Source organism: Aquicoccus sp. SU-CL01552 (assembly GCF_040365005.1).
In the GTDB taxonomy this organism is placed as follows: domain Bacteria; phylum Pseudomonadota; class Alphaproteobacteria; order Rhodobacterales; family Rhodobacteraceae; genus Antarcticimicrobium.
Genome location: NZ_BAABWV010000002.1, coordinates 253662 through 278555 on the forward strand (window position 1 = coordinate 253662; position 24894 = coordinate 278555).

The window sequence follows — 24894 nt, forward strand, 5'->3', positions numbered from 1 at the left end:
CGCGGTTCAGAACCGGCGGATGCGTCCGGGCAGGGTGGTCCGCGTGTCGAACTGGATGTTCTGCGCGCGCAAGACCCCCTTGCCCATGTCGCGGACCGGCTCGGCGGCGATCCGGGCCAGGGCATCGGTCGCGCAAGAGTCCCACGGCTGTTCCGGTAGCTCCTCGAACCGGGCATAGAACTTGCGCTCGGCCAGCAGCGGTTTCTGCCAGGCCGCGCCCGGCAGCCCCTTGCCGCCGCTGTTGGCGATCTCGCGCCGGTGGCGGTTTGATCGGCGCAGCGCGGCCCGGTTGGCATATTTCAGATGCGCCAGGTAGACCCCGGGCGGCAGGGTCAGCGGGTAATTCTCCAGCACCTTGCGGCGCAGCCCCACCCCGTGCCGCAGCAGCGGCAACCCCTTTCGCACCGCCCACGCCTTGCTGTAGAGGCCCGAGAATACCGCGCCGGAGCGCGTGGACAGGGCCGATGCCCCCTTGTCCAGCGGCGGATCGTCCGGGCGTTCGGTCACGTTCAGGCCCAGCGCAAAGACCACGTCACGCTCTTGCGCGCCCAGCAACGCGGCAAAGCTGGGGAAAACATCGGGGTCGAGGCAGATCAACTCGTCGGCATCGGTGCGGATCACCCAGTCATAGACCGCGCCCAGCCCGGCCTGAAATCCGTTCAGCACCCGGTCGCGCAGCCCGTCGAATCCGTCGAGCCGGTCGCGCGGCAGGGTCAGGATGTTGGCGCCGGGGCACAGCGCCGGCAGCGCCCGGTCGGCGCCATGGGCCAGGACGAACAGGTTCCTTGCCCCCAGGTGGCGGGCGTAATGATCGTACCACTGGGACAGGGCCCAGTGATCGCGGTAGACCATCGTGATCGCGCAGATACTCATCCAGGCACCTTGCGGGGGACGCAGCCCGGGAACAAGCGAAACCGGCCCGTGAGAGACGCGAAAAGGCCGGCCCCCTGGGGGGACCGGCCAACCTGCTGCCGCATGATCGCGGCCGGCGGGGAAGGGGGGGTCAGATCGCCAGGTACTCTGCCCGCAGTTCCGCGTTCTCCAGCACCTCTGCGGCGGTGCCGTCAAAGACGATGGTGCCGGTATCGAGGATGATGGCGCGGTCGGCCAGTTGCAGCGCGCGCACCGCGTTCTGTTCGACAAGGATCGTGGTCATGCCCTGCTCCTTGATGATGCGGAGCGTCTTCTCGATCTCGTCGACGATCACCGGCGCCAGTCCCTCGTAGGGTTCGTCCAGCAGCAGGACCTTGAGGTCACGCGCCAGAGCCCGGGCGATGGCCAGCATCTGTTGTTCGCCGCCCGAGAGCGTCACCCCTTCCTGCTTGCGGCGTTCGCCCAGGCGCGGGAACAACTCGTACAGGCGCTCGATCGACCAGCCGACGGGCGGGGCGATCTGGGCCAGTTGCAGGTTCTCTTCGACCGTCAGGCCGGGGATGATGCGCCGGTCCTCGGGCACTAGCCCCAGGCCGACGCTGGCCGCCTCGTGCGAGCTCATCTTGTGCAGCGGTTGATGGTCGAGCCAGATCTCGCCATGGGTCACCTCGGGGCTGCCAGTGCGGGCGATGGCACGCAGCGTCGAGGTCTTGCCGGCGCCGTTGCGACCCAGCAGCGCCAGGATCTCGCCCTCGTGCACGTTGAAGTTGACGCCCTGCACGATGTAGCTCTCGCCGTAATAGGCATGCATGTCCCAGACCGAGAGAAAGGCGGGCGCGGTCTCGGCGTGGTTGGCGTGTTTGGAAAAGTCCGGTTTGACGTTCATCTGTCTTCCTCCTTACGCCGACTCGCCCAGGTACGCTTCGCGCACCTTGGGGTTGCCCTTGATGTTCTGCGGATCGTCCTCGACCAGCGGGGTGCCCTGCGCCAGCACGGTGATCCGGTCGGCAAGGCTGAACACCACGTGCATGTCGTGTTCGATAATGGCGATGGTGATGTCACGCTCGGCCTTGATCTGCTTGAGCAGGTCGATGGTGTTGTTGGTATCGGCCCGCGCCATGCCGGCGGTGGGTTCGTCCAGCAGGAGCAGGCGCGGCTCCTGGCTCAGGCACATGCCGATCTCCAGCCGCCGCTTGTCACCGCGTGACATCGAGGCGGCGTGCATGTGACGCTTGTCGGCCATGTTCATGTCCTCCAGCACATGCTCGGCCTGTTCGATGACCTCGCGCTCGTTGGCGACAGATTCATAGGCGTGCATGCGAAAGGACCCGTCGCGCCGGGCAAAGATCGGGATCAGCATGTTTTCCATCACCGTCAGGTCGCCGAAGATCTCGGGCGTCTGAAACACGCGAGAAATGCCCATCTGGTTGATCTCGTAGGGCGAGCGGCCCAGCACCGACTGGCCGTCGAACATGACGCTGCCGGTGTCCGGGATCAGTTTGCCCACGAGGCAGTTGAGCAGGGTGGACTTGCCGGCGCCGTTGGGGCCGATGATGGCGTGCACGGAGTTCTCGCGTACGCTCAGGTTCACCTCGCTCAGCGCCTTGAGGCCGCCGAAGTTCTTGTTGACGTTCTTGACTTCGAGAATGCCCATATCAGCGTCCTTTTCACTCGGCCACGTGGGGTTTTTCTTCGGGGTGATGTTCGGGATCTTCGGGTTTGGCCTTGGCGCTGCGCCGCTTGAACAGCCGCGACAACCGTTGTCCGCCCTCGACCAGCCCGCCGGGCAGGAAGATCACGACCAGCATGAACAGCAGGCCCAGCGTCAGGTGCCAGCCCTTGCCGATGAAGGGGTGCACGATGAAGACCACGAAATCCTCGATCCCGTCCGGCAGGAAGGCGAACCAGTTGTGCAGGACGGTATCGTTGATCTTCGAGAAGATGTTCTCGAAGTACTTGATGAAACCGGCGCCCAGGATCGGACCGATCAGCGTGCCGGTGCCGCCGAGGATGGTCATCAGCACCACCTCGCCCGAGGCGGTCCACTGCATCCGCTCGGCGCCGGCCAGCGGGTCCATCGCCGCCATCAGGCCACCGGCCAGCCCGGCGTACATGCCCGAGATGACGAAGGCCGCGAGGGTGTAGGGCCGTGTGTTGAGACCGGTGTAGTTCATCCGCTGCTGGTTCGACTTGACCGCCCGCAGCATCATCCCGAAGGGCGAGCGGAAGATGCGGATCGCCAGGTAGAAGACGATCATCAGGATCACCGCGCAGAGGTAGTATCCGGCGTTGAAGTCGAAACTCCAGGCGCCCAGGTCCAGCGTGTAGGTCGAGCGCATGGACAGGCCGAACAGGTGCGGCAGGTCCGGCAGCCCGTCGCGGTGGAACCACTGCGGATCATCGGCATAGACCTGCAACCCGGTCTCGCCGTTGGTCAGGTTGAACTTGGGGTTCGACAGCACCGAGTAGGCCAGTGCGAAGGACATCTGCGCGAAGGCCAGCGTCAGGATCGAGAAGTAGATGCCCGAGCGCCGCAGGCTGACGAATCCGATCAACAGCGAGAAGATCGCTGCGACCACCACGCTGAGGCCGATCGCGGGCAGCACGTTGTAGGAGAACAGCTTGAAGATCCAGACTGCCGAATAGCTGCCCACCCCCAGAAAGGCCGCGTGGCCGAAGGAGAGGTAGCCGGTCAGCCCGAACAGGATGTTGTACCCGACGGCGAAGATCCCGAAGATGATGAAGCGTTGCATCAGGTCCGGGTAGCCGGCGTTGAATTGCGCCATGGCGCTGTCGGTCGGGAACGGGTTGAGGATGAAGGGCGCGAACAGCGTCAGCACCGCGACCACGAGCAGGAGCGTGGTGTCTTTCTTGTTGAGTCCGAGCATGTATTAGTCCTCCATCACGCCTTTGCGGCCCATCAGGCCCCGTGGGCGGGTCAGCAGAATGATGATCGCGACGAGGTAGATGATGATCTGGTTGATGCCCGGGATCGTCGTCGTCGCCCATGTGGTCGAGGCGAAGCTTTCCAGGATGCCCAGCAGGAACCCGGCGAGCACGGCACCGGGGAGCGAGCCCATGCCGCCGACAACCACGACCACGAAGCTCAGCACCAGGAAATCCATGCCCATGTGATAGTTGGGCGGGTTCAGCGGGCCGTACATCACCCCGGCGAGGCCGGCCACCGCCGAGGCGACGCCGAACATGATGGTGAACCGGCGGTCGATGTTGATCCCCAGGAGGCCCACCGTCTCGCGGTCGGCCATGCCGGCGCGCACCACCATCCCGAAGGTGGTGAACTGCAGGAAGGCGAAGACGCCGCCGATGATCGCGAGGGCGAAGAAGAAATAGACCAGCCGCCAGATCGGGTAGATGATCGCGTTGACCTGGAACCCGATCATCACGCCCAGATCGACCGAGCCGCGCATCGCGTCGGGCTCCGGGGTCTGGATCGGGTTGGCGCCGAAGAAATACTTGACCACTTCCTGCAGCACGATGGCCAGGCCGAAGGTCACGAGGATCTGGTCGGCGTGTTCGCGTTTGTAGAAATGCTTGATCAGTCCGCGTTCCATCACGACCCCGACAAGGATCATGATCGGGATCGCGAACAGGATCGCCAGTGGTACCGACCAGTCGATGATGGCCGCCCCCATGTCGGGGCCGAACCAGGATTCGACATAGGGTGTCTTGACCTTGAGCGCATTGCCCAGGAAATCCTTCTGGGTCTCGTCGATGGTCTCGAAACTCAGGTTCAGGAAACGTTGTACCGTGACCGCACAGAAGGCGCCGATCATGAACAGCGCGCCATGCGCGAAGTTCACCACGCCGAGCGTGCCGAAGATGAGTGTCAGGCCAAGCGCGATCAGCGCATAGGCCGAGCCTTTGTCGAGCCCGTTTAGAATCTGCAGCAGGAGTGCGTCCATGGTCCCCACCGTAATTTTGGATTGGCAACACCGCGCCGGAGCGGACCTTGCGGACCGCCGGCAGGTTCAACCGAATTCCCGGAAAAGTTGAAAAGCGGTCCGGGCCCTAAGGCGGCCCGGACCAGCCGTGATCAGGCGCCCGGGTTACAGGTGCCCAGGTTGCCGCCGGCGAACATCGGATGATCCGGCGGATAGGTCACTTGCGCGGCCGGGGTCACCTCGACGACTTCCAGCAGGTCGAACTCGGATGTCGGGTTTTCCTTCCCGCGCACCACGAGCACGTCCTTGAAGCACTGGTGATCGTCGGCACGATAGAGCGTCTTGCCGTTGCCCAGCCCGTCGAACTCGAAACCTTCGAGCGCCTCGGCCACACCGCAGGGGTTGAAGGTACCGGCGCGCTGGCAGGCATCCGCATAGAGCATCGTCTGGCAATACACGGTGTGTGCTGCCTGGCTCGGCGGGAAGCCGTACTTGGTGCCGAACGACTTGACGAAGGCCTTGGATGCGTCGTCCTGCAGCGACCAGTGCCAGTTGGTCGAACCGTGAATGCCCTTCACGTTCTCGCCGGCGCCCTTGGCCATCAGCCGCGAATAGAGCGGCACGACGATCTCGAAGTTCTTGCCGTTGACCATCTTTTCACGCAGGCCGAACTGCACGGCGTTGGTCAGCGAGTTGACCATGTTGCCGCCGTAGTGGTTCAGCACCAGCACGTCGGCGCCCGAGTTCAGCACCGGCGCGATGTAGGACGAGAAGTCGGTCGCGGCCAGCGGAGTCTTCACCGTGTTCACGGTTTCCCAGCCCAGTGCCTCGGTGGCGGCCACGATCGATTCCTCCTGGGTCCAGCCCCAGGTGTAATCGGCGGTCAGGTGATAGGCCTTGCGGTCGGCGCCGTAGAGGTTCTTGAGCACCGGCGCCAGCGCGGCGCCCGACATGTAGGCGTTGAAGAAGTGGCGGAAGCCGTTGGCCTTCTTGTCCTTGCCGGTGGTGTCGTTGGAGTGGGTCAGACCCGCCATGAAGATCACGCCGGCCTCTTGGCAGAGGCCCTGCACGGCGACGGCCACGCCCGAGGACGAACCGCCGGTGATCATGATGGCGCCGTCCTTTTCGATCATCGACTTGGCCGATGCGCGGGCGGCGTCCGATTTGGTCTGGGTGTCGCCGGTGACGAAATCGACCTTCTTGCCCAGGATGCCGTTGCCCTGCAGCGCCTTGGAGCTGAAGGTGTTCATCATGCCGCCGTCACCGCCACCGTTCAGGTGCTCGACCGCCAGTTCATAGGCGCGAAGCTCGTCCGCTCCCTCGTCCGCATAGGGGCCGGTCTGGGGCACGTTGAAGCCCAGCGTGACCGTACCGCCGGTCGGTTCGTTCATGTAGGCGGCCGCGGACGACGCCGTGAAGATCGTCGGCAGCGCAACGCCGGCCCCGGCGATCGCGCCGGTTTTCAGCACGCCACGACGTGTGACATCAGTCTTGGACATTGAAATCCTCCCATTTCATGTATTGCGCCGCAGAGCTCCTCATTCCCTGTGCGGCGCATGCACGTATTGTGCAAATTTATTATGGTGAGGTTTTGGAAAATGACGCAATAAACCCCTTGAAAAGCACAATATATTTGTCAACAAATGAACAGATGGTCGGGCGAACTTGTAAATAAAGTTATGTCGCAATGCAGAAAGGCATTGAAAATCCATGAAAAAGGAGGTCCGACGCGATGCCCCGTGACACCCTGACCGGCAGCCGTATCCGCGAACGGCGGGCGATCAAGGGGCTGCGCCAGGCCGATCTGGCCCGGCAGGTCGGAATCTCGCCCTCCTACCTCAACCTCATCGAGCACAACCGGCGCAGAATCGGCGGCAAACTGCTGGTCGATATCGCCGAGGTGCTGGCGGTCGAGCCGTCGATGCTGACCGAGGGGGCCGAGGCGGCGCTGATCGCCACGCTGCGCGAGGCCGCGGCCGGGGCCGGTGTTGCCATCGCCGAGACCGACCGTGCCGAGGAATTCGCCGGCCGGTTTCCGGGCTGGGCCGAGGTGCTGGCCTGGTCGCATCGGCGCATCGCCTCGCTCGAGCGCACGGTCGAGACGCTGTCGGACCGGCTCACCCATGATCCCCGGCTTGCCGCCTCGCTGCACGAGGTCCTGTCGACGGCGGCGGCGATCCGCTCCACCGCCTCGATCCTGGCCGAGACCGGCGAGCTGGAGCCGGAATGGCGCGACCGGTTTCACCGCAACCTGAACGAGGACAGTGCGCGTCTCGCCGACAGTTCCAAGGCGCTGGTCAACTATCTCGACGACAACCGGATGGGCGAGGATCATCGCGGCGCCCCGCAGGAGGAGGTCGAGGGCTTCATGGCCGCCAACGGCCATCACTTTCCGGCGCTGGAACGTGGCACCGAGACGCCGGAGGTGATCGTCGCGGCGGCGCCCGAGCTGACCGGGCGGGCCGCGCGGCAGGTGGCCCGCGCCGTTCTGGATCAATACGCCGAGGATGCGGCCAAGATGCCGCTGGCGCCCTTTCAGCGCGAGGTGAAGGCGGTCGGCCTCGACCCGCTGGCGCTGGCCGGGGCCTTCGATGTCGATCTGCCGGCGGTCTTTCGGCGCATCGCGGCGCTGCCCGAAGGGGTGCTGTCGGGCGAGGTCGGGCTGGTGATCTGCGATGCCTCGGGCAGCATCCTGTTCCGTAAGGCGGTGACCGGCTTTGCCCTGCCGCGCCATGGCGAGGCCTGCCCGCTGTGGCCCCTGTTCGCCGCGCTGAACCGGCCGCTGGTGCCGATCCGCCGCCGGGTGTCGCAACAGGGGCGCACGGCGGTCGAGTTCGACTGCCTGGCAGTGGCCTGGCCCGACGGGCCGCCCGGGTTCGAGCGTGACCCGCTGTACCGCTCGATCATGCTGATCCTGCCGGTGCGACCGGGCGAGGGCGGCAACGCGGCCACCGTGCAACCGGTGGGGAGCACCTGTCGGGTCTGCCCGCGCAGCGGCTGCGAGGCCCGTCGCGAACCCTCGATCCTGAGCGAGGGGTTCTGACCGGGGCGGCGAAGGGCGACCGTGGTTGTTGCGGTTCTGCTGTCGCGTCGACATACTGTTGAAAGGCGATACGATCGCCTGATCGCGAGACGCACATCTGGGGAGGGATGGTCTGGCATGGGTCGACATGTTCTGCTGATCGAGGACGAAGCCAATATTTCCGAGGCGATCCGCTTTCTGCTCACGCGGGAGGGATGGCGCGTGGACATCCACGCCGACGGAAGCGATGCTGTCGAGGTCATTCGCGCCGCCCGTCCGGACCTTGTCATTCTCGACGTGATGCTGCCGGGCAAGAGCGGTATGGACATCCTGCGCGAGCTGCGTGAGAGCGACGGGCTGCGCGATCTGCCGGTGCTGATGCTGACCGCGCGGGGACAGTCGCGCGACCGCGAGATGGCGGAAAAGGCGGGGGTCAACCGTTTCATGACCAAGCCGTTCTCCAATGCCGAGGTGCTGACCGCCGTGCGTGACCTGTACGCGCAGGCCTCGCGGCCATGACCGGCGAGGAGGACACAGCCGATCGCAGGTCGCCGGCGGTTTTCCTTGGACGTCAAAGCTATCGCCGGCGCCGGTTGATGGATACCGCCCGGTTGCTGCCGGTGCTCGGGGCGCTGCTGTTCGCGGTGCCGCTGATGTGGCCGGCGGCCGGAGAGAGCGGCGATGTGGCGCCGCTGCCCACGTCGCGCGCCATCCTTTACATCTTCCTGGTCTGGGCGCTGCTGATCCTGGGCAACATCTGGTTTGGCCGGCTGACCCGCGGCTGGTCGGGGCCGGCGCGCGGCGAGGACGAGGCCGAGGGGCCCGGGCGGGGGCGCGGCTGATGGCCACGCTCAACCTGATGGTGCTGGTCTGCCTGTCCTATGTGGCGCTGTTGTTCATCGTCGCCTTTGCCGCCGACAGGCTGGCCGCCACCGGGCGCGCCACCTGGTTGCGCTCGCCGCTGATCTACACGCTGTCGCTGTCGATCTACTGCACCGCCTGGACGTTTTACGGCGCGGTCGGCTACGCCGCACGCTCGGGGCTGGAGTATGTCACCATCTACCTTGGCCCGACGCTGGTGATGGTGGGCTGGTGGTGGGGGCTGCGCAAGCTGGTGCGCGTCGGCCGCAGCCAACGCGTCACCTCGATCGCCGACCTGATCTCGTCCCGCTACGGAAAATCCAACCTGTTGGCGATCTGTGTCACCATTCTGGCCGTGATCGGGATCACCCCCTATATCGCGCTGCAATTGCAATCCATCACCCTGTCGTTCTCGATCTTCTTCGAGGACGCGCCGGTCAGCGGGTTCAGCGATGCCTCGGTGGTGTTCTGGGTGGCGGCGGGGCTGGCGGTCTTCGCGATCCTGTTCGGCACCCGCAACCTCGACGCCAACGAACGTCACCACGGCGTGGTCACCGCCATCGCGCTCGAGGCGGTGGTCAAGCTGATCGCTCTGCTCGCGGTCGGGGTCTTCGTGGTCTGGGGCCTGTCCGGCGGCGTGTCCGAGACCATGGCCCGCATCGACGCCTCGCCGATCGGCGAATGGCAGGTCAACGGCAGCCGCTGGGCCACGATCACCTTTCTCGCCGTGGCGGCCTTTGTCTGCCTGCCGCGCATGTTCCAGGTGATGGTGGTCGAGAACGACGACGAGCGCCACCTGCGCACCGCCGCCTGGGCCTTTCCGACCTATCTGCTGCTGATCAGCCTGTTCGTCGTGCCGATCGCCGTGGTCGGGCTCGAGGTGATGCCCGAGGGCTCCAATCCGGACATGTTCGTGCTCACCGTGCCGCTGAGCCAGGGCCGCGAGTCGCTGGCGATGCTGTCGTTCCTCGGCGGGTTTTCCTCGGCCACCTCGATGGTGATCGTCGCCGCGATGGCGCTGTCGACCATGGTGTCGAACCACGTGGTGATGCCGATCTGGCTATCGTCGCAAAGCGACCGGGCCTCGGTCTCGGGCGATGTACGCCACGTGATCCTGCTGGCGCGCCGGGTGTCGATCGCGGTGATCATGGCGCTGGGCTATTTCTATTTCCGGCTGTCGGGGGGCGGCGCGGCGCTGGCCTCGATCGGGTTGATCTCATTCGCTGGCATCGCGCAGATCCTGCCGGCACTGGTCGGCGGGCTGTTCTGGCGCGGGGCCACGCGCAGCGGTGCGCTGGCGGGCCTCACGGTGGGCTTCGCGCTGTGGCTGTACACGCTGCTTCTGCCCGGGCTCGGCGGCGGCTTGATGCCTGAATCCGTGCTCGCGTACGGCCCCTTCGGCATCGGCTGGCTGCGCCCGGAGGCGCTGTTCGGGATCGAGGGGTTGGACCCCATCGTGCATTCGGTGATGTGGAGCATGCTGCTGAACACGGTGGCCTTCTGCGCCGCCTCTCTGCTGAGCTTTCCCTCGCCGCTGGAGCGGCTGCAGGGCGCGCAGTTCGTCAACGTGTTCGATCATTCCGCCGGGCCGCGCGGCTGGACCGGCTCGGTGGCGCAAAGCGAGGATCTGATGATCATGTCGCAGCGCATCCTCGGCGCGCGCGAGGCGCAGGACCTGTTCCAGCGCGAGGCGGCGTTGCAGGGCGGACGCGGCTATCTGCCCGAGCCGACGCCGATGTTCCTGGAACGGTTGGAGCGCGAACTCAGCGGCTCGGTGGGCGCGGCGGCGGCACATGCGATGATTGGCCAGATCGTCGGCGGCTCCTCGGTTTCGGTCGAGGACCTGCTGGCGGTGGCGGACGAAAGCGCCCAGCTGATGGAGTATTCCAGCCAGCTCGAGGTGAAATCGGCGGAACTGGCGCGCACCGCGAAACAGCTGCGCGAGGCGAACGAGAAGCTGACCCAGATCTCGCTGCAAAAGGATGCCTTCCTCGGTCAGATCAGCCACGAGCTGCGCACACCGATGACCTCGATCCGGGCGTTTTCCGAGATCCTGCGCGACAACGAGGGGCTCGGCCCCGGCGACAAGGTGCGCTATGCCACCATCATCCACGACGAGGCGCTGCGGCTGACCCGGCTGCTCGACGACCTGCTGGATCTCAGCGTGCTGGAGAACGGGCAGGTGAACCTCAACATGCGCGACGGGGTGCTGGGCGACGTGCTCGACCGGGCGGTGTCGACCGCGCTGGCCGGCGAGGAGCGGCCGCTGGCGGTGAAACGCCGCCGGGCGCAGGAAGCGGTGCGGATGCGCACCGATCTGGACCGGCTGGCGCAGGTCTTCATCAACCTGATCGCCAACGCGCAGAAATACTGCGATTCGGCCAACCCCGAGCTGACGATCTCGGTGCATGACGTGGGTGGGCAACTGGTGGTGGATTTCATCGACAACGGCAGTGGCATTCCTGCCGAGGTGCAATCCACCGTGTTCGAGAAGTTCTTTCGCGTGAACGCCGAAAAGGCCGGCGGCGCCGGGCTTGGGCTGGCGATCTCCTATGAAATCATGCAGCGGCTGGGCGGCGATATCGTCTATCTGTCAGGGCCGGCCGGGGGCGCCTTTCGGGTCAGCCTGCCGCTGGCCGATGAACGGCTGGCGGCGCAATAGGCAGACCCGGGAGGCCGGGTGTGTCTCAGTCCTGTTTTGCCAGCGCCTCCAGCACCGGGCGCATCCCGTCGAGCTGATAGCCCGCCTTGGTGGCGGCCTGCAGGATCTCGTCGGTGGGCATCCGCCCGGCCTGGCCCAGCGCCCAGATCACCGTGCAGCGGGTGCCCGACCGGCAATAGGCCAGCACCGGCCCGCTGGCGGCCTCGATCATGTCCCGCTGGCGCGCGGCATTCTCGGGCGTCAGGGTCTCCTGCACCAGTGGCAGTTCCGAAAACGTCAGCCCGGCGGCCTCGGCAGCCTGCCGCATCGTGGCGCAGGACTGGTCGGGGCCGACCTCGGGGTCGGGGCGGTTGCAGATCACGGTGGTGAAGCCGGCCGCGGCGATCGCGGGCAGGTCATCCGCGTCGATCTGCGGCGAGACGGCATAGCCGGGGGTAAGGGGGCGAATATCCATGCCTTTCCTTACGCGGTGGCGGCGAGCCTGTCCAGATTGCGGCCGATCACCGGGGCGACCCCCATGCCGGTCAGCATCGCCGCCATGAACAGCAGCCCCTCGACCCCGTTATAGGTGATCGAGGCCACCGCCGGCCCCGGGCACAGCCCTGCCAGCCCCCAGCCCATGCCGAACAGGATCGACCCGGTGATCAGCCGGTGATCCAGCTCGGGGCGCGGCAGGCTGGGGAACGCGCCGCCCACCAGCGGTGTGCGCCCCCGGGTCAGCCGCCAGGCGAAGAACATCGGGATGATGGCGCCGCCCATGACAAAGGCCAGCGTCGGATCCCAGTTGCCGAACACGTCGAGCCAGCCCTGCACCTTGGTGGTGTCGGTCATGCCCGAGATGAACAGCCCGCCGCCGAACAGGCTGCCGGCGAGCAGCGAAAGAAGGATACGCATCAGATCACCTCCAGAACGTGACGGAACAGCACCAGCATCAGGCCGCCGGCGAGGATGTAGAAGACCGTCGCCACGATCCCGCGCAGCGACAGCCGCGAGATGCCGCAGACCCCGTGCCCCGAGGTGCAGCCGTTGGCGATCCGCGTGCCGATCCCGACCAGCAGCCCGGCGGAGAGGATCACCCAGACGTCCTTGGTCATGTGGGTTTCGATCCCGACGTTGTAGAGCGGCCACAGGATCAGCGGCATCACCACCACCCCGACCAGGAAGGCGATCCGTTCCGCGGCCGTTTTCCAGCCGCTGCCGTCCACCAGGCCGCCGAGAATGCCCGAGGCGCCCATGATCCGCCCGTTGCCAAGCAGATAGACGGCGCCGCCCGTCCCGATCAGCACGCCGCCGACCAGGCCCCAGATCCAGTCTGTTTCCATGATGTTCAAATGTCCCTATCGTGTTCGCGCATCTGTCCGGCTGCGGGCTCTTTCGGTCCGGTCGCCGGGGTCCCTGTCGGCAGCGGCCCGGGTCCGGCCCGCCGTCCTTGTTCTGTGCCCGGTGCGGGCCGCTACAGCTTGTTCACCGGGATCTTGAGAAAGACGTCGCCCTGGTCGTCGGGCGGTGGCATCTGGCCGGCGCGCATGTTGACCTGCAGTGACGGCAGGATCAGGCGCGGCATGCTCAGCGTGGCGTCGCGGGCATCGCGCATCTGCACGAAGTCCTCGATCTTCTTGCCCTGGCCCACGTGGATGTTGAGCGCCTTCTGCTCGCCCACCGTGGTCTCCCAGGCGTATTCGTCGCGACCGGGCGCCTTGTAGTCGTGCCCGACGAAGACGCGGGTCTCGTCGGGCAGCGCCAGGATCTTCTGGATCGACTGGTACAGCGTTTCCGACGACCCGCCGGGAAAATCGCAGCGCGCGGTGCCGAAATCGGGCATGAACAGCGTGTCGCCGACAAAGGCGGCGTCGCCGATCACATAGGTCAGGCAGGCCGGCGTGTGGCCCGGCGTGTGCAGCACGTCACCGCGCATCTGCCCGACCATGAAACTGTCGCCTTCCTTGAACAGCGCGTCGAACTGGCTGCCGTCACGCTGGAACTCGGTGCCCTCGTTGAACACCTTGCCAAAGGTGTCCTGCACCACGGTGATCCGGTCGCCGATGCCGATCTTGCCGCCGGTCTTTTCCTGGATGTAGGGCGCTGCCGACAGGTGGTCGGCATGCACGTGGGACTCGAGGATCCAATCCACCGTCAGGCCCTCGTCCCGGACATAGGCGATGATCTTGTCGGCGGACCGGGTGTCGGTGCGCCCCGAGGCATTGTCGAAATCCAGCACGCTGTCGATGATGGCGCAGGCTGTTCCGTTCGGGTCGCGGACGACGTAGGACACCGTGAAGGTGGCTTCGTCGAAAAAGGCTTTCACAAAGGGGGTCATCGGGATCTCCATTGGCTTCCGTGAAACATATATCTTGGAATGAATATGTTGCAAGGCCGAACTCGTGATGGATCTGGCGCCACATGTGGCAACCGTCGGCAGTCTGGCGCGCAGTCACCGGTGCCGCAAGTTTGAACGACGGGACCGGTAAATGCACAAGGGATGGGCGGAAAATCGCCGGTGTCGTCGGCAAGGCCCGGGATTCAGTTTTCGTTTGTCACCGATGACACAGGTTCATGGCAGTATCGGGATTCGTAGGGAGGATACCATGACCACACACGAGCTATTGACGCAGGCCGAACGGCTGGAGAGCAGGATTTCCACGGCCGACCGGGATCAGCGCCTCGCGCTGCAACCGCAGTTCAGCCAGGTTCTCGAACGGCTGGCGGAACAGGGTGCGCCGGTGCCGAACCGCCTGCGCCGTCTTGATGCGGCCCTGACCGAGGAGGCGATCGAGGATCGCTTTGACAACTTGCCGATCTGAGGTCCGCGCGGGGCAGGGGGGCGACGGGCAGGGGCGGGCGATCAACCGAGGAAGGATCCCGCCCCGACCAGCATCAGCCCCAGCACGGACAGGCCCAGTGCGCCGAGGTTGATCGGCAGCACCGATTTCAGCACCGCGCGCAACTGGTCGTCGGGCAGCTTGGCGCGGCGGGCGCGGGCAACCCGCAGGATGCACCAGATCAGCCCGGCCAGCCCGGCCAGCGACATTGCCACGCCGGCCCAGATCATGATGTCGAACATGGGGGGTCCTCCCGGTTTCGAATTGTCCCTGCCGGTATCGGATCGGGCCGGTTGGTGCAAGGATATGTGGGACGGTGTCGTACCGCGCCCCTTTGACTGTCATCACAATCCCATGTCACCCCCGCGAAAGCGAGGGCCTCGCACCATCGGTTCCCACGGCGAAAGATCCCCGCCTGCGCGGGGATGACAGGTCGCGGGGAGGACGGGGCGCATGTCGGGCGGTCCGCTGTCCCCGGTGCGCCTGTTACTCAGGTTTGCCTGTCACCCCCGCGAAAGCGGAGGGCCGCGCAACCGCGCACCCAAAGTGGAAGATCCCCGCCTGCGCGGGGAGGACAGCGGATGCGGGATTGAAAGGGGGGCGGCGATGGCACCTGTGGATGACGGGCGGCTGTGCCAGTTCAGGTAGTGGAGCCTCCCGCCCCTAGGGGTCGTCCGGGCGGCGCACAGTTTCCATCCAGACCTGCGCGCCGCGCTGCACCGCCTCGTGCACCGCGCGGCCGGCCGCTTCGCCCTGCGGGGTGTGCAGCCCGGCAAAGGGGGTATCGCCGGCGGGGGCGGCCACGGCGATGCAGTCGGTCCCGGTCCCGGTCGCGCGCCCGGTGGGCAGGTCGAGCCCGGCCTCCATCACCGCCGCCGTCCGGGCCTGGGTCGCGATCGACATCAGTTCCAGCAGCGCCGCCTCGCTCAGCGGCAGGTCGAGATGCAGCGCGACGTTGATCGTGCCCCAATCCTTGCCGGTCCGATCCAGCCGGGTGCCGATGCGTTCGGCGTTGCTCAGCCCGACGGTGGCCAGGCAAAACCCGGTCACGCCCTCGACCGTCGCCTGCGCCGTCTCGAAGGCCTCCAGGTGGCGCGAGGTCAGCATCGCCACCGCGTCGCCCGCCTCGCGCGCCGCCAGTTCGGCGCGAAACCAGGCCAGCACGTCGAGATCCTCGGGCAGGTCGGCATTGCGTACCTCGCGCCAGAGGATCTGCCGGGCCGTGACGAAACCGGGCCGGGTCAGCGACCAGCTCAGCACGCGGGCCTCGGCGCCCAGGTCCAGTTCCAGCCACGGGGATTCGAGCGTCACCCTCATCGCGTGACCTGCAATGGCTGGAACACCGGGCCCTGCGCGGTGTCCTCGTAATATGCCGAGACGCCGAACACCCGGTCGACGTTCCCGGGCGTCAGCACCGCACCGGGCGGACCATCGGCCACCAGCCGCCCGCGCTCCATCATCAGCAGTCGGGTACAATGTCGGGCCGCCGCGCCGAGGTCGTGCAGTGACACGATGACCGAGCGCCCCTCGCGCGCGAGATCCGCGAAGACCTCCATCGTGGCGATCTGATGCGCCGGGTCGAGACCGGCGATCGGCTCGTCCGCCAGCAACAGCGGCGTCTCCTGCGCCAACGCGCGGGCGATCAGCACCCGCGCCTGTTCGCCGCCCGAAAGCTGCGTCGCGGTGCGCGCGCGGTAGCTGTCCAACCCCATGCGGGCGATGGCGGCCTCGACCGCCGCGCGGTCCTGCGACCGCAGCCGGGCGCCGCGTGGCAGGTGCGGGATGCGCCCCAGCGCGATCAGCCGCTCCACCGTCACCGGCCAGGCGATCTCGCGCGCCTGCGGCATCCATGCGGCGGTGCGGGCGCGCTCCGGCGCGGGCAGGGCGGCCAGCGTGCTCTCTCCGCTGGCGGGCAACAGGCCCAGCGCAGCGCGCATCAGCGTGGTCTTGCCGGCGCCGTTGGGGCCGATCAGCCCGATGCATTCGCCCTCTGACACGCTCAGGGACACGTGATCGACCACCGGGCATTCGCCGCGCCGCACGGTCAGGTCGCGCAAGGTCATCAGGCTCATGCCATCTCCTTCCGCGTCTTGTAGATCAGGTGCAGGAACAGCGGCGCGCCGACCAGCGCCATCAGCACGCCCAGCTTGAGATCGCGGGCGGGCAACAGCTCGCGCACGGCGATATCGGCGGCCAGCACCATCGCCGCGCCCCCCAGTGCCGAGGCCCAGAGCAGGGCCGAGGGTCGCGCCCCCACCGCCGGGCGTAATAAGTGCGGCACCACCAGCCCGACGAAGCCGATCGCGCCGGCCACCGCCGTCGCCGCGCCAACACAGGCCGCCGTGCCCAGGATCAGCCGCAGCCGCAACCCGGAGAGGCCGATCCCCAGCGCCTCGGCCGCATCCTCGCCCAGGGTCAGCGCATCCAGCCCCCGCCCGAGGCTGGCCAGCAAAAGCGCGCCCACCGCCATGAAGGGGGCCGCGAGCCAGACATGGGTAAAGCTGCGGTCGGCGAGCGAGCCCATCATCCAGAATACGATATCGGCGGCGGCAAACGGGTTGGGTGACAGGTTCAGCGCCAGCGAGGTCAGCGCGCCGGCCAATGCCGAGATCGCGATGCCCGCAAGGATCAGCGTGATCGAGGCCCCGCGCGGCCCGGCCAGCGCCAGGATCAGCAGTACCGCCAGCACCGCCATCCCGAGTGCCGCCAGCGGCAGCGCCAGCGGGAACATCAGGCTCAGCCCGGTCTGGATGGCCAGCACCGCGCCCAGGGCCGAGGCGCCGGAGATACCGATCAGCCCCGGCTCGGCCAGCGGGTTGCGCAGATAGCCCTGCATCGCCGCGCCGGACTGGCCCAGTACCGCGCCGATCATCGCCGCCAGCAGCGCGCGCGGCAGCCGGATCTCGCGCATCACCACCGACAGCGGCGTGCCATCGCCGGCGATCAGCGCCTTCAGACTGTCGCCCGCGCCCACCGGCGCCTGGCCGCTGAGCAGCGACAGCACGAAAAGCACGGCCACCAGCAGGACCAGGCCCAACGCCAACCTCATTCCCCGGCCTCCAGCGACAGGCGCAGATCGCGCATCTTTTCCACCGCCGTGAGCACCAGCGGCGTGCCGCAGATCCAGTCGCGGTCGGTCAGCGTGCCGGCGACACGGGTGCCGGGCAGGGCGCGCAGGGCGGGGTGGCTCAGCACCTCTTCGGCGCGGGCCTGTCCGGGATAGTCGCGGCCGCTGACGATCACCTCGGGCGCCAGCATCACCAATTGCTCCAGCGCCAGCGTGCCGCCGCGCTCCAGCCCCGCCTCGGCGGCGATATTGTCGAACCCGGCCACGCGCAGAATGTCACCGGCCAGCGTACGGTCGCCCACGGTATAGCTGTTGACATAGTAAAGCGCCGCGCGCGGACGCCGGCCCGGCGGGGTGGTGAGCCGGGCGAGATCGGCGCGGAAAGTTGCGATCATCGCCTCTGCCTCCGCCTCGCGTCCCAGCGCCGCCCCCATCTGCGCAAGGCGCGCGGGCACGTCCTCCAACGATCGCGCCGGGGCGAACAGCTCGACCCTGATGCCAAGGTCGCGCAGCATCTGCACCGTCGTCGCCGCGGTGAAAGTGCCCGCCAGAACCAGGTCGGGTTTGAGCAGATAGACCTCCTCGGCACCCGACCCGTTGGTGGGAAAGGCGCGCGCGGCCTTAGCCATCGAGGAGCTGTCGGGATCGTGGGACAGGCGCGACAGCGATACGATCTGTCCCGGCGCCGCCAGCATCAAGGCGAGTTGATCCGTACAAAGATTGACCGAAACCACCCGTTTCGGGGCGGCTTCGGCCACGGCCGCCGCGCCGGTCAGCACCAGCGCGGCGAGCAGGGTTATGATCCTAGAAGGACGCACGCAGCCCCACATAGAGCGCGCGCCCCGACGCCTGGTAGCTGGCTGCCGTCTCATAGGTTTCATCCAACAGGTTCTCGATGCGCAGGTATCCCTCCGCGTTGTCGGTAAAGGCATAGGTTACACCGGCGTTGACCACGGTGTAATCATCCATCACGACACCGTATTCCGCCGGGCGGTCGGCCACGTGACGCAGGCTCAGGTCGCCGCTCCAGCCAGCGGCGAAATCCGCCCCCAACCCGATGGTCACGTCATGGGTCGGCACCCGCAGCAACCGCGCGCCGGCGGCATCCTCGGCATCGGTATAGGTATAGTTGCCATAGAGGCCGAGCCAGTCGTTCACCGCCCATTCACCCGAAAGCTCCACGCCCTGCGACGTGGATTCGCCCGCGACCTGCTGGTACTGGCCGCCGATCCATGTGCCTGCCGCATCATAGAGCGAGACGAACTGGATCAGGTTGTCGATCCGGGTATGAAAGGCGGTGGCCTTGACGCTGCGGCCCGCGCCGAACTCATGCTCCACGCCCAGTTCGAAGCTGGTGCTCTCCTCGGGGTTCAGGGCGGCGTTGCCGTAGAAAGTGCTGTTCAGCTCATAAAGTGACGGCGCGCGGAACCCGGTTGCGGCGACCGCGCGCAGGGTAGTGGCATCGCTCACGCGGTAAGCGGCGGCCAACCGCCCGGTCACGTAATCGCCGAAGGTGGAATGATCGTCCAGCCGGACCGAGGCCGAGAGGTCCAGATCGGCGGTGGGGGCATAGAGGATCTCGCCGAAAATGCCGGTGGTCTCGACGCTGCCGGTATCGGTGCCGGTGTTGAAACTCTCTTCCTCCCAATCGGCGCCGAAGGTGAAGGTCAGCACATCCGAGACCGTGTATTTGCCGGTATAGTCGATCCGCTTGCGGTCGCCGTCAAACGTGGTGTCAAAGCCGTTGGAACTGCTCAGCCGGTCGGTGGTGAAATAGGTGAACGACAGGGTGTGATCCACCGCGCCGGTCATCAACTCGGCATAGGCGCGGACCCCGCGCGACTCGGTGGTGTTGCGCTCGTCATAGGGGGCGGCGCCGTCGCCGGCGAACTCGTCGTAATCCCCCTCGGAATCGAGCGCATAGACCGACAGCCCCAGTTTGAGGGTATCGGTCGCCATCACATCGGCGGACAGGGTGATCTGGGTGGCCTGGTAGCCGTCCGCCTCGGTGTTTCCGGCGCCGCTCTTGGCCGAGAATCCGTTGGTGGTGATCCGGTCGATGCCGAAGGTCATGCCGCCGCGCTCACCGCTGTAGGCGTAGCTCGCCGCCGCGCGGTAGGTCTCGTAACTGCCGCCCTCCAGCGCGAAGGTGGTTTCACTGCCGGGTTCCTCCGGGCGCTGGATGGTCGAGATGTTGACCACGCCGCCCACCGCGCGCGAGCCGTAGAGAGACGAGCTGGACCCCTTGAGGATCTCCACCCGCCCGAGGTTGGCGGTGGTCATTCCGCCCCAGTCGAATTGCGTCTGGGGCGAACTGGGGTCGGTCACGTCGATGCCGTTGACCAAGACCTTGATATATGCGCCGCCCAGCCCGCGGATGCGCAGGTTGGTGCTGGCGCCGACGCCGCCATTGGCACTGACCGAGATGCCGGGCTGGCGGGCGAGAAACTCGGCCAGCGTGGTTTCGTCGGCCTGTTCCAGCTCGTCCTGCGTGATCACCTGCACCGTCGCCCCGGTGCGGTCGAGCGGGGTTTGCGTGCCCGCCTTGGTCGAGGAGACGGTGATCTCGTCCAGGTCGAAGACCTCTTGCGCGCGGGCGGCGCCGGCGGCGCAGAGCGACAGCGTGGAGGCCGTCAGAAGCAGTTTTTTCATCGTCGTTGTCCTTTCCGGGACAGGTATCGGCAATGTCTGGAAAGGCACGGGCGGGCCGCGCTCTTCCGCAAACGGTGAGTTGGTCATCACCCCTACGGTTCGAACGCCGCCCATCTGACGCACCCCGCGCCAAATGAAGGTGATCGCCCTGGCAGGTCTCCTGACTTGCGGGTCAACGCTGGGCCGGACCTTCCCGAACCCCGATCGGGTTCAGTGGTATCTGCCGGCCCCGCTCTCCGCCTACAGTTGCGGGGGCAGTCGCGGATTTGGCCCGTTTCCGGACCGAACCGCGTTCCCTTTTCACGACGGCCGAAGCCGCCGAACCAAAGCAGCCCCGTGGATAGGGGCTGCGGCCACGCAACGCAAGAACGATTGCGGCAGGATGCGCGTCATTCCCGTCTTGCGGCAGCCGGGCGGGGGGGGTATCCCGGCGGGTACTTTCACATCCCGACCATCGAGCGGAGCAGGATCATGGACCCAGTGGACGACAACACGGCCGAGGCCAACTACCGCGTGACCGCGGGCGAATTGCGCCAGTTCATCGAGCGGTTCGAGCGGCTGGAAGCCGAGAAGAAGGACATCGCCGACCAGCAGAAAGAGGTGATGTCCGAGGCCAAGGCACGCGGCTACGACACCAAGGTGATGCGCAAGGTGATTGCCCTGCGCAAGCGCGACAAGGACGACATCGCCGAGGAAGAGGCGGTGCTGGAAATGTACAAGGAAGCGCTGGGGATGGCGTAAGCGCCGCCCGATCTGCAAAAAACGGATGATCTCTCGGCCCGCGGTTCACCGGTGTGATGCGCGGGCCGAGGCGTTTCGCGCAGCAACGGCGTGGCGATGCCCGCGCCGACCATCGCCCGGGACCCGCACGCCATCGCCGCCCCGGGCGGAATGACGCGGGGGTGTCCCGGCGCGACGTCAGCCGCGCTTTTGCGCGAAGATCATGATCAGTGCCAGCCCACTGGAGACCAGCATCAGCAGTAGAGAGACCGCGTTGAGCAGGGGGGTGGACCCCTCTTTCAGCCGGTCGAACATGGCGATGGTCAGCGGTGCGTCCGAGCCCACCAGCATCAGCGTGGTGTTGAAGTTCTCGAAACTCATCAGGAAGGCCACCACAAAGGCGCCGATCATCGCCGGTGCCAGGTAGGGCAGGGTGACGGTGCGCACCGCCGTCAACCGGCTGGCGCCCAGGTTCAGCGCCGCCTCTTCCAGCGTCTTGTCGAATTTCTGCAATCGCGCCGCGATCACCAGGGTGGCGATGGTGGCGATGAACGAGAACTGTCCGAGGATCACCAGCGTCAGCCCGGGCCGCAGCGCCGTGACATCCCATTGTGCCAGGTCCCACAACCCTTCGGCCGCGCGGCTGGAAAACACCAGGATCGAGATGCCCAGCACGATCCCCGGGATCACCAGCGGCAGCAGCATGAAGACATAGAGAATGCCTTGGCCCCGGAACCGGTAGCGGTTGAACAGGAAGGCGTTGGACAGACCGACGCCGACCGACAGGATCGACACGAAGATCGCGACAATGGCCGAGGTGCCGATCGCCCGCAGGATCGGGCGTTCGTGAAAGACACCGATCATCGGGCGTTCCGTGCCGAAGAACCAGTTCCAGGTGAACCCCTCCCACGGCAGAGAGGGGAACTGGCTGTCGTTGAAGGCGAACACCGCGACCACCACAAGTGGCAACGCGAGGAAGATGAAGAACAGCGCAATATAGGCCGTGTAGCTGACGGTGAGAAAGCGGGATTGGGGAATCGAGGGGATCATTTGTACGGTGTCCTCAGCCCATTGTCTTTTCCAGCGACTGGCCGGTCAGCTTGAGCATGCCCCAGACGATGGTCGAGGACAGGATCAGCAGCATGAAGCCGAAGGCCGCGCCCAGCTCCCAGTTGAAGCGGACGATGAACTGGGAGTAGATCAGCTCGGTGAACCACAGGCTGTCCTTGCCGCCCAGCATGGTCGGCGTCAGGTAATTGCCAAGGCTCAGCATGAACACCACGATGCAGCCCGAGACGATGCCCGGCATGGCGTGTGGGATCACGATCTCGCGCAGCACGGAAAAGCCGTTGCCGCCCAGGTCATAGCCGGCCTCGATCACCTCGTCCGGCAGGCTTTCCAGCGTCGTGACCAGCGGCACCACCATGAACAGCATCGAGGTATAGACCAGCCCGACCATGATCGCGGCGTCGTTGTAGAGCAGTTCGACCGGGCCTTCGGTGAGATTGAGGAACTGCAGCAGGTTCGAGATGACGCCGGTTTCGCGCAGCAGGATCATCCAGCCGAAGGTGCGCACCAGTTCCGACACCCAGAACGGCACAAGGCAGAGCAGGAACAGCGCCGAGCGCACTCGCCCGCGCGCCATCTTGGCGATGTAGTAAGACACCGGGAAGGCGATCAGCAGGGTAATCGCGGTGGCCATGATCGACATCACTGCGGTGCGCAGGAAGGTCCTCAGGTAGAGCGGTTCGCTGAAAAAGGTGAAATAGTTGGCAAGGCTGATCCGGTACTGCCCGACGCCGATGCGTTCACGCAGCGAGACCAGCAGCATGTCCACATGCGGGATCAGGATCAGCAGGGTCAGCCACAGCAGCAGCGGCGACAGCAGAAGGAACAGGCCCAGTTTCGCTTGTGCGCGCATTCATCGGCCTCCGGCGGCGAAACAGTTGCCCTGCGCACCGGACCAGCCGATATGCACCTCGGCGCCACGGGCGAGGGTGGAAAACTCGCCCGATTGCGGCAGGTTGACCTCGATCTCCTCGCGCCCGTCGGGATCCTGCACGATGATCCGGCTGGCGGCACCGTTGAACAGGATCGACGAGACGCGCCCGGTCATCCGGTTGTCGAAATGAGTCAGTTCCTCGGTGTCATAGGCGATGCGGATCGACTCGGGCCGGACAAAGATCTGCGCGCTGTCGCCGGTGCTCAGCGCCCGCCCGTGGCTGGCCCCGCGCAGCAGCAGCCCGCTGTCGGTCCGGATCTCCATCTCATCGCCCTCGACCCGGGTGACCTGCCCGGACCAGTGGTTGGTATCTCCGACGAAGCCGGCGACAAAGGAGGTCGCGGGCCGGTAATAAAGATCCTGCCCGGTGCCGATCTGCTCGAACCTTCCGTGGTTCATCACCGCGATCTGGTCGGACATGACCAGCGCCTCGGACTGGTCGTGGGTGATATAGACGAAGGTGGTGTCAAAGGCCGCCTGCAGCGCCTTGAGCTCGACCTTCATCCGTTCGCGCAGCTTGAGGTCCAGCGCGCCCAGCGGTTCGTCCAGCAGCAGAACGTCAGGCTCCAGAACCATGCAGCGGGCGATGGCGACCCGCTGTTTCTGGCCGCCCGACAGTTCGTCGACCTTGCGGTTCCCGATGCCCGGCAGGCCGATGCGCTCCAGCGCCTCGTCGACCTTCCTGGCGATCTCGGGCTTGGGCAGCCCGTTGCGGCGCAGCCCGTAGCCGATGTTCTCGGCGATGGTCATCATCGGGAACAGCGCCAGGTGCTGGAACACCATGTTCACCGGTCGCTTGTTCGGCGGCGTGTTCAGGACCGAGCGGCCCCGGATCTGGATGTCGCCGGAGGTGGGCTCGAGAAAGCCCGCGATCATCCGCATGATCGTGGTCTTGCCACAGCCCGAGGGGCCCAGGATGGAAAAGAACGACCCGCGCGGCACGTCGAACGAGACGTTGTCCACCGCGGTTGTGTCACCGAACCGCTTGACCAGGTTCAGACATTCGAGATCGGGGGTCATGAAGGCTTCCGGAATTGAAGATGCGGCCCCCGGGGTTTGTCCCGGGTGCCGCTGGTTTTCGTTGCGGTCGGTTTACTGGGCGGCCTTGACGCGGTCCAGCACGCCACCCTCGATGGCCTCAAGCCCGGCGGGGACCGGCGGGTACCACTTGATGTTGTCCAGCGCCTCGGGCGGGAAGCTGGCCTGGTAACGTGCCTTGAGGTCGGCGGCGGCAAACTCGTCGGCGCCCTTGGAGGCGGTGAAGTTGCCGGCGGCCTCGGTGATCATCGCGGCGATCTCGGGCTGCATCACGAAGTTGATCCAGGCATAGGCGGCATCATCGGCACGGCCCTTGGCCGGCAGCACGAAGGTATCGACCCAGCCCAGCGCGCCCGAGGCGGGGGCGACAAAGGTGATGTCGGGGTTGTCGGCGTTCAGTTTCCAGCCGCCGGTGTCCCAGGCCATCGCGGCCACGGCTTCGCCCGAGCGCATCAGGCCCATCAGCTCGTCACCGCCGCCCCAGTAGGTTTTCACGTTGGGCTTGCAGTCGACCAGCTTGGCCTCGACCTTGTCCATGACCTCCTTGTAGGCGGCCTCGTCACCATAGGCGGCAAAGGGGTCCATCCCCATGGCGAAGGCAAAGCCGATCAGCGTCGGGCGCTTGAGCCGGTAGGACACCTTGCCCGCCACCTCGGCGCCGCAGAGATCGGTGTAGTCCTTGACCGAGGGGGCCTTCTTGGTGTCGACCACCAGGCCCGAGGTGCCCCAGACATGCGGCACGCCGTAAATCTCGCCGCCGACGGTGGTGTTGGCCTTGGTGGCCTCCAGCATCGAGGGGATGAACTGCGCGGTGTCGATCTTGCTCAGGTCGATCGGCTTGTAGATCCCGAACTCGGCCTGCGGGCCGGCGATCCGGTCCTGGCTGGGCTGGGCAAGGTCGAAGCCGCCGCCGCCGGTGGCGCGCAGCTTGGCGATCATCTCTTCGTTGTTCGACTTGGTGACCTCGACGGTGTGGCCGGTCTCTTCCTCGAACTTGGCTACGACGTTCTCGGGCGCGTAGCCGCCCCAGGTCAGCAGGCGCAGGGTGTCAGCGGAGGCCGGCGTGGTGCCGCAGACAATGGCAATCGTGAGGGCGGAGCAGACCGCCGTGGCAACATGTTTCATCGTTCATTCCCAGTGAAGCGTTTCGGATTAACGGTGGCGGAAGGGTCTGTGAAAAACCCTTTTGTGTCAATGGGATAATAAAAATTTCACATTCGGGGGTATACGGCTTCATGCCGTGCCGGACAGGCTGACGCGGCACCGCGAACCGGCG

The 24894-nt window shown here is 66.2% G+C and carries 26 protein-coding genes and 1 riboswitch; of the genes, 6 read left to right on the plus strand and 20 right to left on the minus strand.

Annotated features, from left to right (window positions below; all coding sequences use genetic code 11):
* Positions 1-6: 6 nt before the first annotated feature.
* From ABWV23_RS03960 to ABWV23_RS03985, 6 genes are all read right to left on the minus strand, one after another.
* Positions 7-873 carry a glycosyltransferase family 2 protein gene (locus tag ABWV23_RS03960; protein WP_353345148.1) on the minus strand — a complete coding sequence of 289 codons (867 nt, stop codon included), beginning with the start codon at positions 871-873 and terminating at the stop codon, positions 7-9.
* A 130-nt stretch (positions 874-1003) separates the two neighbouring features.
* Entirely contained in the window at positions 1004-1759 is a 756-nt protein-coding gene (locus tag ABWV23_RS03965; RefSeq protein ID WP_353345149.1) for an ABC transporter ATP-binding protein, read from the minus strand.
* A 12-nt stretch (positions 1760-1771) separates the two neighbouring features.
* Positions 1772-2527, minus strand: coding sequence for an ABC transporter ATP-binding protein (locus ABWV23_RS03970; RefSeq protein ID WP_353345151.1), 756 nt, complete (start codon positions 2525-2527; stop codon positions 1772-1774).
* Positions 2528-2540: 13 nt separating this feature from the next.
* The gene (locus ABWV23_RS03975; RefSeq protein WP_353345153.1) at positions 2541-3761 is read right to left on the minus strand and encodes a branched-chain amino acid ABC transporter permease; all 1221 of its coding nucleotides are present in this window, start codon (positions 3759-3761) and stop codon (positions 2541-2543) included.
* Between the two features lie 3 nt (positions 3762-3764).
* Positions 3765-4796, minus strand: coding sequence for a branched-chain amino acid ABC transporter permease (locus tag ABWV23_RS03980; protein ID WP_353345155.1), 1032 nt, complete (start codon positions 4794-4796; stop codon positions 3765-3767).
* Between the two features lie 131 nt (positions 4797-4927).
* A complete protein-coding gene (locus ABWV23_RS03985) occupies positions 4928-6274 on the minus strand; it encodes a substrate-binding protein (RefSeq protein ID WP_353345157.1) in 1347 nt (448 codons plus the stop codon).
* A 233-nt stretch (positions 6275-6507) separates the two neighbouring features.
* Here ABWV23_RS03985 and ABWV23_RS03990 point away from each other — a divergent pair, with 233 nt between their 5' ends.
* From ABWV23_RS03990 to ABWV23_RS04005, 4 genes are all read left to right on the plus strand, one after another.
* The gene (locus tag ABWV23_RS03990; RefSeq protein ID WP_353345159.1) at positions 6508-7818 is read left to right on the plus strand and encodes a helix-turn-helix domain-containing protein; all 1311 of its coding nucleotides are present in this window, start codon (positions 6508-6510) and stop codon (positions 7816-7818) included.
* 117 nt (positions 7819-7935) lie between these two features.
* The gene (locus tag ABWV23_RS03995) at positions 7936-8316 is read left to right on the plus strand and encodes a response regulator transcription factor (protein WP_353345161.1); all 381 of its coding nucleotides are present in this window, start codon (positions 7936-7938) and stop codon (positions 8314-8316) included.
* The gene (locus ABWV23_RS04000) at positions 8313-8639 is read left to right on the plus strand and encodes a hypothetical protein (protein WP_353345163.1); all 327 of its coding nucleotides are present in this window, start codon (positions 8313-8315) and stop codon (positions 8637-8639) included. The genes ABWV23_RS03995 and ABWV23_RS04000 overlap by 4 nt, the downstream gene beginning before the upstream one ends.
* Positions 8639-11320, plus strand: coding sequence for an ATP-binding protein (locus ABWV23_RS04005; RefSeq protein WP_353345165.1), 2682 nt, complete (start codon positions 8639-8641; stop codon positions 11318-11320). Before ABWV23_RS04000 ends, ABWV23_RS04005 begins: the two co-directional genes overlap by 1 nt.
* A gap of 25 nt (positions 11321-11345) precedes the next feature.
* Here ABWV23_RS04005 and ABWV23_RS04010 read toward each other — a convergent pair whose 3' ends face one another.
* From ABWV23_RS04010 to ABWV23_RS04025, 4 genes are all read right to left on the minus strand, one after another.
* Positions 11346-11774 (minus strand): protein tyrosine phosphatase family protein, encoded by a 429-nt coding sequence (locus ABWV23_RS04010; protein ID WP_353345167.1) that lies wholly within the window; start codon positions 11772-11774, stop codon positions 11346-11348.
* A gap of 8 nt (positions 11775-11782) precedes the next feature.
* Positions 11783-12214, minus strand: a complete 432-nt coding sequence (locus ABWV23_RS04015; protein WP_353345169.1) for a DUF6691 family protein — start codon at positions 12212-12214, stop codon at positions 11783-11785.
* Entirely contained in the window at positions 12214-12642 is a 429-nt protein-coding gene (locus ABWV23_RS04020; protein WP_353345171.1) for a YeeE/YedE family protein, read from the minus strand. Before ABWV23_RS04020 ends, ABWV23_RS04015 begins: the two co-directional genes overlap by 1 nt.
* A 131-nt stretch (positions 12643-12773) precedes the next feature.
* Positions 12774-13637: an MBL fold metallo-hydrolase gene (locus ABWV23_RS04025; RefSeq protein ID WP_353345173.1), complete on the minus strand. Its 864-nt coding sequence runs from the start codon at positions 13635-13637 to the stop codon at positions 12774-12776.
* Between the two features lie 268 nt (positions 13638-13905).
* Between ABWV23_RS04025 and ABWV23_RS04030 the strand changes: the two genes are divergently transcribed.
* Entirely contained in the window at positions 13906-14121 is a 216-nt protein-coding gene (locus ABWV23_RS04030) for a hypothetical protein (protein WP_353345175.1), read from the plus strand.
* Positions 14122-14162: 41 nt separating this feature from the next.
* On the opposite strand, the gene ABWV23_RS04035 is transcribed toward ABWV23_RS04030, so the two are convergent.
* From ABWV23_RS04035 to ABWV23_RS04060, 6 genes are all read right to left on the minus strand, one after another.
* Entirely contained in the window at positions 14163-14381 is a 219-nt protein-coding gene (locus ABWV23_RS04035; RefSeq protein ID WP_353345177.1) for a hypothetical protein, read from the minus strand.
* A gap of 421 nt (positions 14382-14802) precedes the next feature.
* Positions 14803-15456: an adenosylcobinamide amidohydrolase gene (locus ABWV23_RS04040; RefSeq protein WP_353345179.1), complete on the minus strand. Its 654-nt coding sequence runs from the start codon at positions 15454-15456 to the stop codon at positions 14803-14805.
* Positions 15453-16211 (minus strand): ABC transporter ATP-binding protein, encoded by a 759-nt coding sequence (locus ABWV23_RS04045; protein ID WP_353345181.1) that lies wholly within the window; start codon positions 16209-16211, stop codon positions 15453-15455. Before ABWV23_RS04045 ends, ABWV23_RS04040 begins: the two co-directional genes overlap by 4 nt.
* Entirely contained in the window at positions 16208-17188 is a 981-nt protein-coding gene (locus ABWV23_RS04050) for a FecCD family ABC transporter permease (protein ID WP_353345183.1), read from the minus strand. Before ABWV23_RS04050 ends, ABWV23_RS04045 begins: the two co-directional genes overlap by 4 nt.
* Positions 17185-18024, minus strand: coding sequence for an ABC transporter substrate-binding protein (locus ABWV23_RS04055; protein WP_353345185.1), 840 nt, complete (start codon positions 18022-18024; stop codon positions 17185-17187). Before ABWV23_RS04055 ends, ABWV23_RS04050 begins: the two co-directional genes overlap by 4 nt.
* Complete coding sequence (locus tag ABWV23_RS04060) at positions 18011-19858, minus strand: TonB-dependent receptor plug domain-containing protein (protein ID WP_353345187.1); 1848 nt, start codon at positions 19856-19858, stop codon at positions 18011-18013. Before ABWV23_RS04060 ends, ABWV23_RS04055 begins: the two co-directional genes overlap by 14 nt.
* Before the next feature lie 133 nt (positions 19859-19991).
* Positions 19992-20201, minus strand: a riboswitch (cobalamin riboswitch).
* A gap of 128 nt (positions 20202-20329) precedes the next feature.
* Between ABWV23_RS04060 and ABWV23_RS04065 the strand changes: the two genes are divergently transcribed.
* Positions 20330-20599: a DUF2312 domain-containing protein gene (locus tag ABWV23_RS04065; protein ID WP_353345189.1), complete on the plus strand. Its 270-nt coding sequence runs from the start codon at positions 20330-20332 to the stop codon at positions 20597-20599.
* 177 nt (positions 20600-20776) lie between these two features.
* Here ABWV23_RS04065 and ABWV23_RS04070 read toward each other — a convergent pair whose 3' ends face one another.
* From ABWV23_RS04070 to ABWV23_RS04085, 4 genes are all read right to left on the minus strand, one after another.
* Entirely contained in the window at positions 20777-21628 is an 852-nt protein-coding gene (locus ABWV23_RS04070) for an ABC transporter permease (protein ID WP_353345191.1), read from the minus strand.
* Between the two features lie 13 nt (positions 21629-21641).
* Positions 21642-22499, minus strand: coding sequence for an ABC transporter permease (locus ABWV23_RS04075; protein ID WP_353345193.1), 858 nt, complete (start codon positions 22497-22499; stop codon positions 21642-21644).
* Positions 22500-23600, minus strand: a complete 1101-nt coding sequence (locus tag ABWV23_RS04080) for an ABC transporter ATP-binding protein (RefSeq protein ID WP_353345195.1) — start codon at positions 23598-23600, stop codon at positions 22500-22502.
* A 72-nt stretch (positions 23601-23672) separates the two neighbouring features.
* Positions 23673-24743 carry an extracellular solute-binding protein gene (locus ABWV23_RS04085; RefSeq protein WP_353345197.1) on the minus strand — a complete coding sequence of 357 codons (1071 nt, stop codon included), beginning with the start codon at positions 24741-24743 and terminating at the stop codon, positions 23673-23675.
* Positions 24744-24894: the final 151 nt, after the last annotated feature.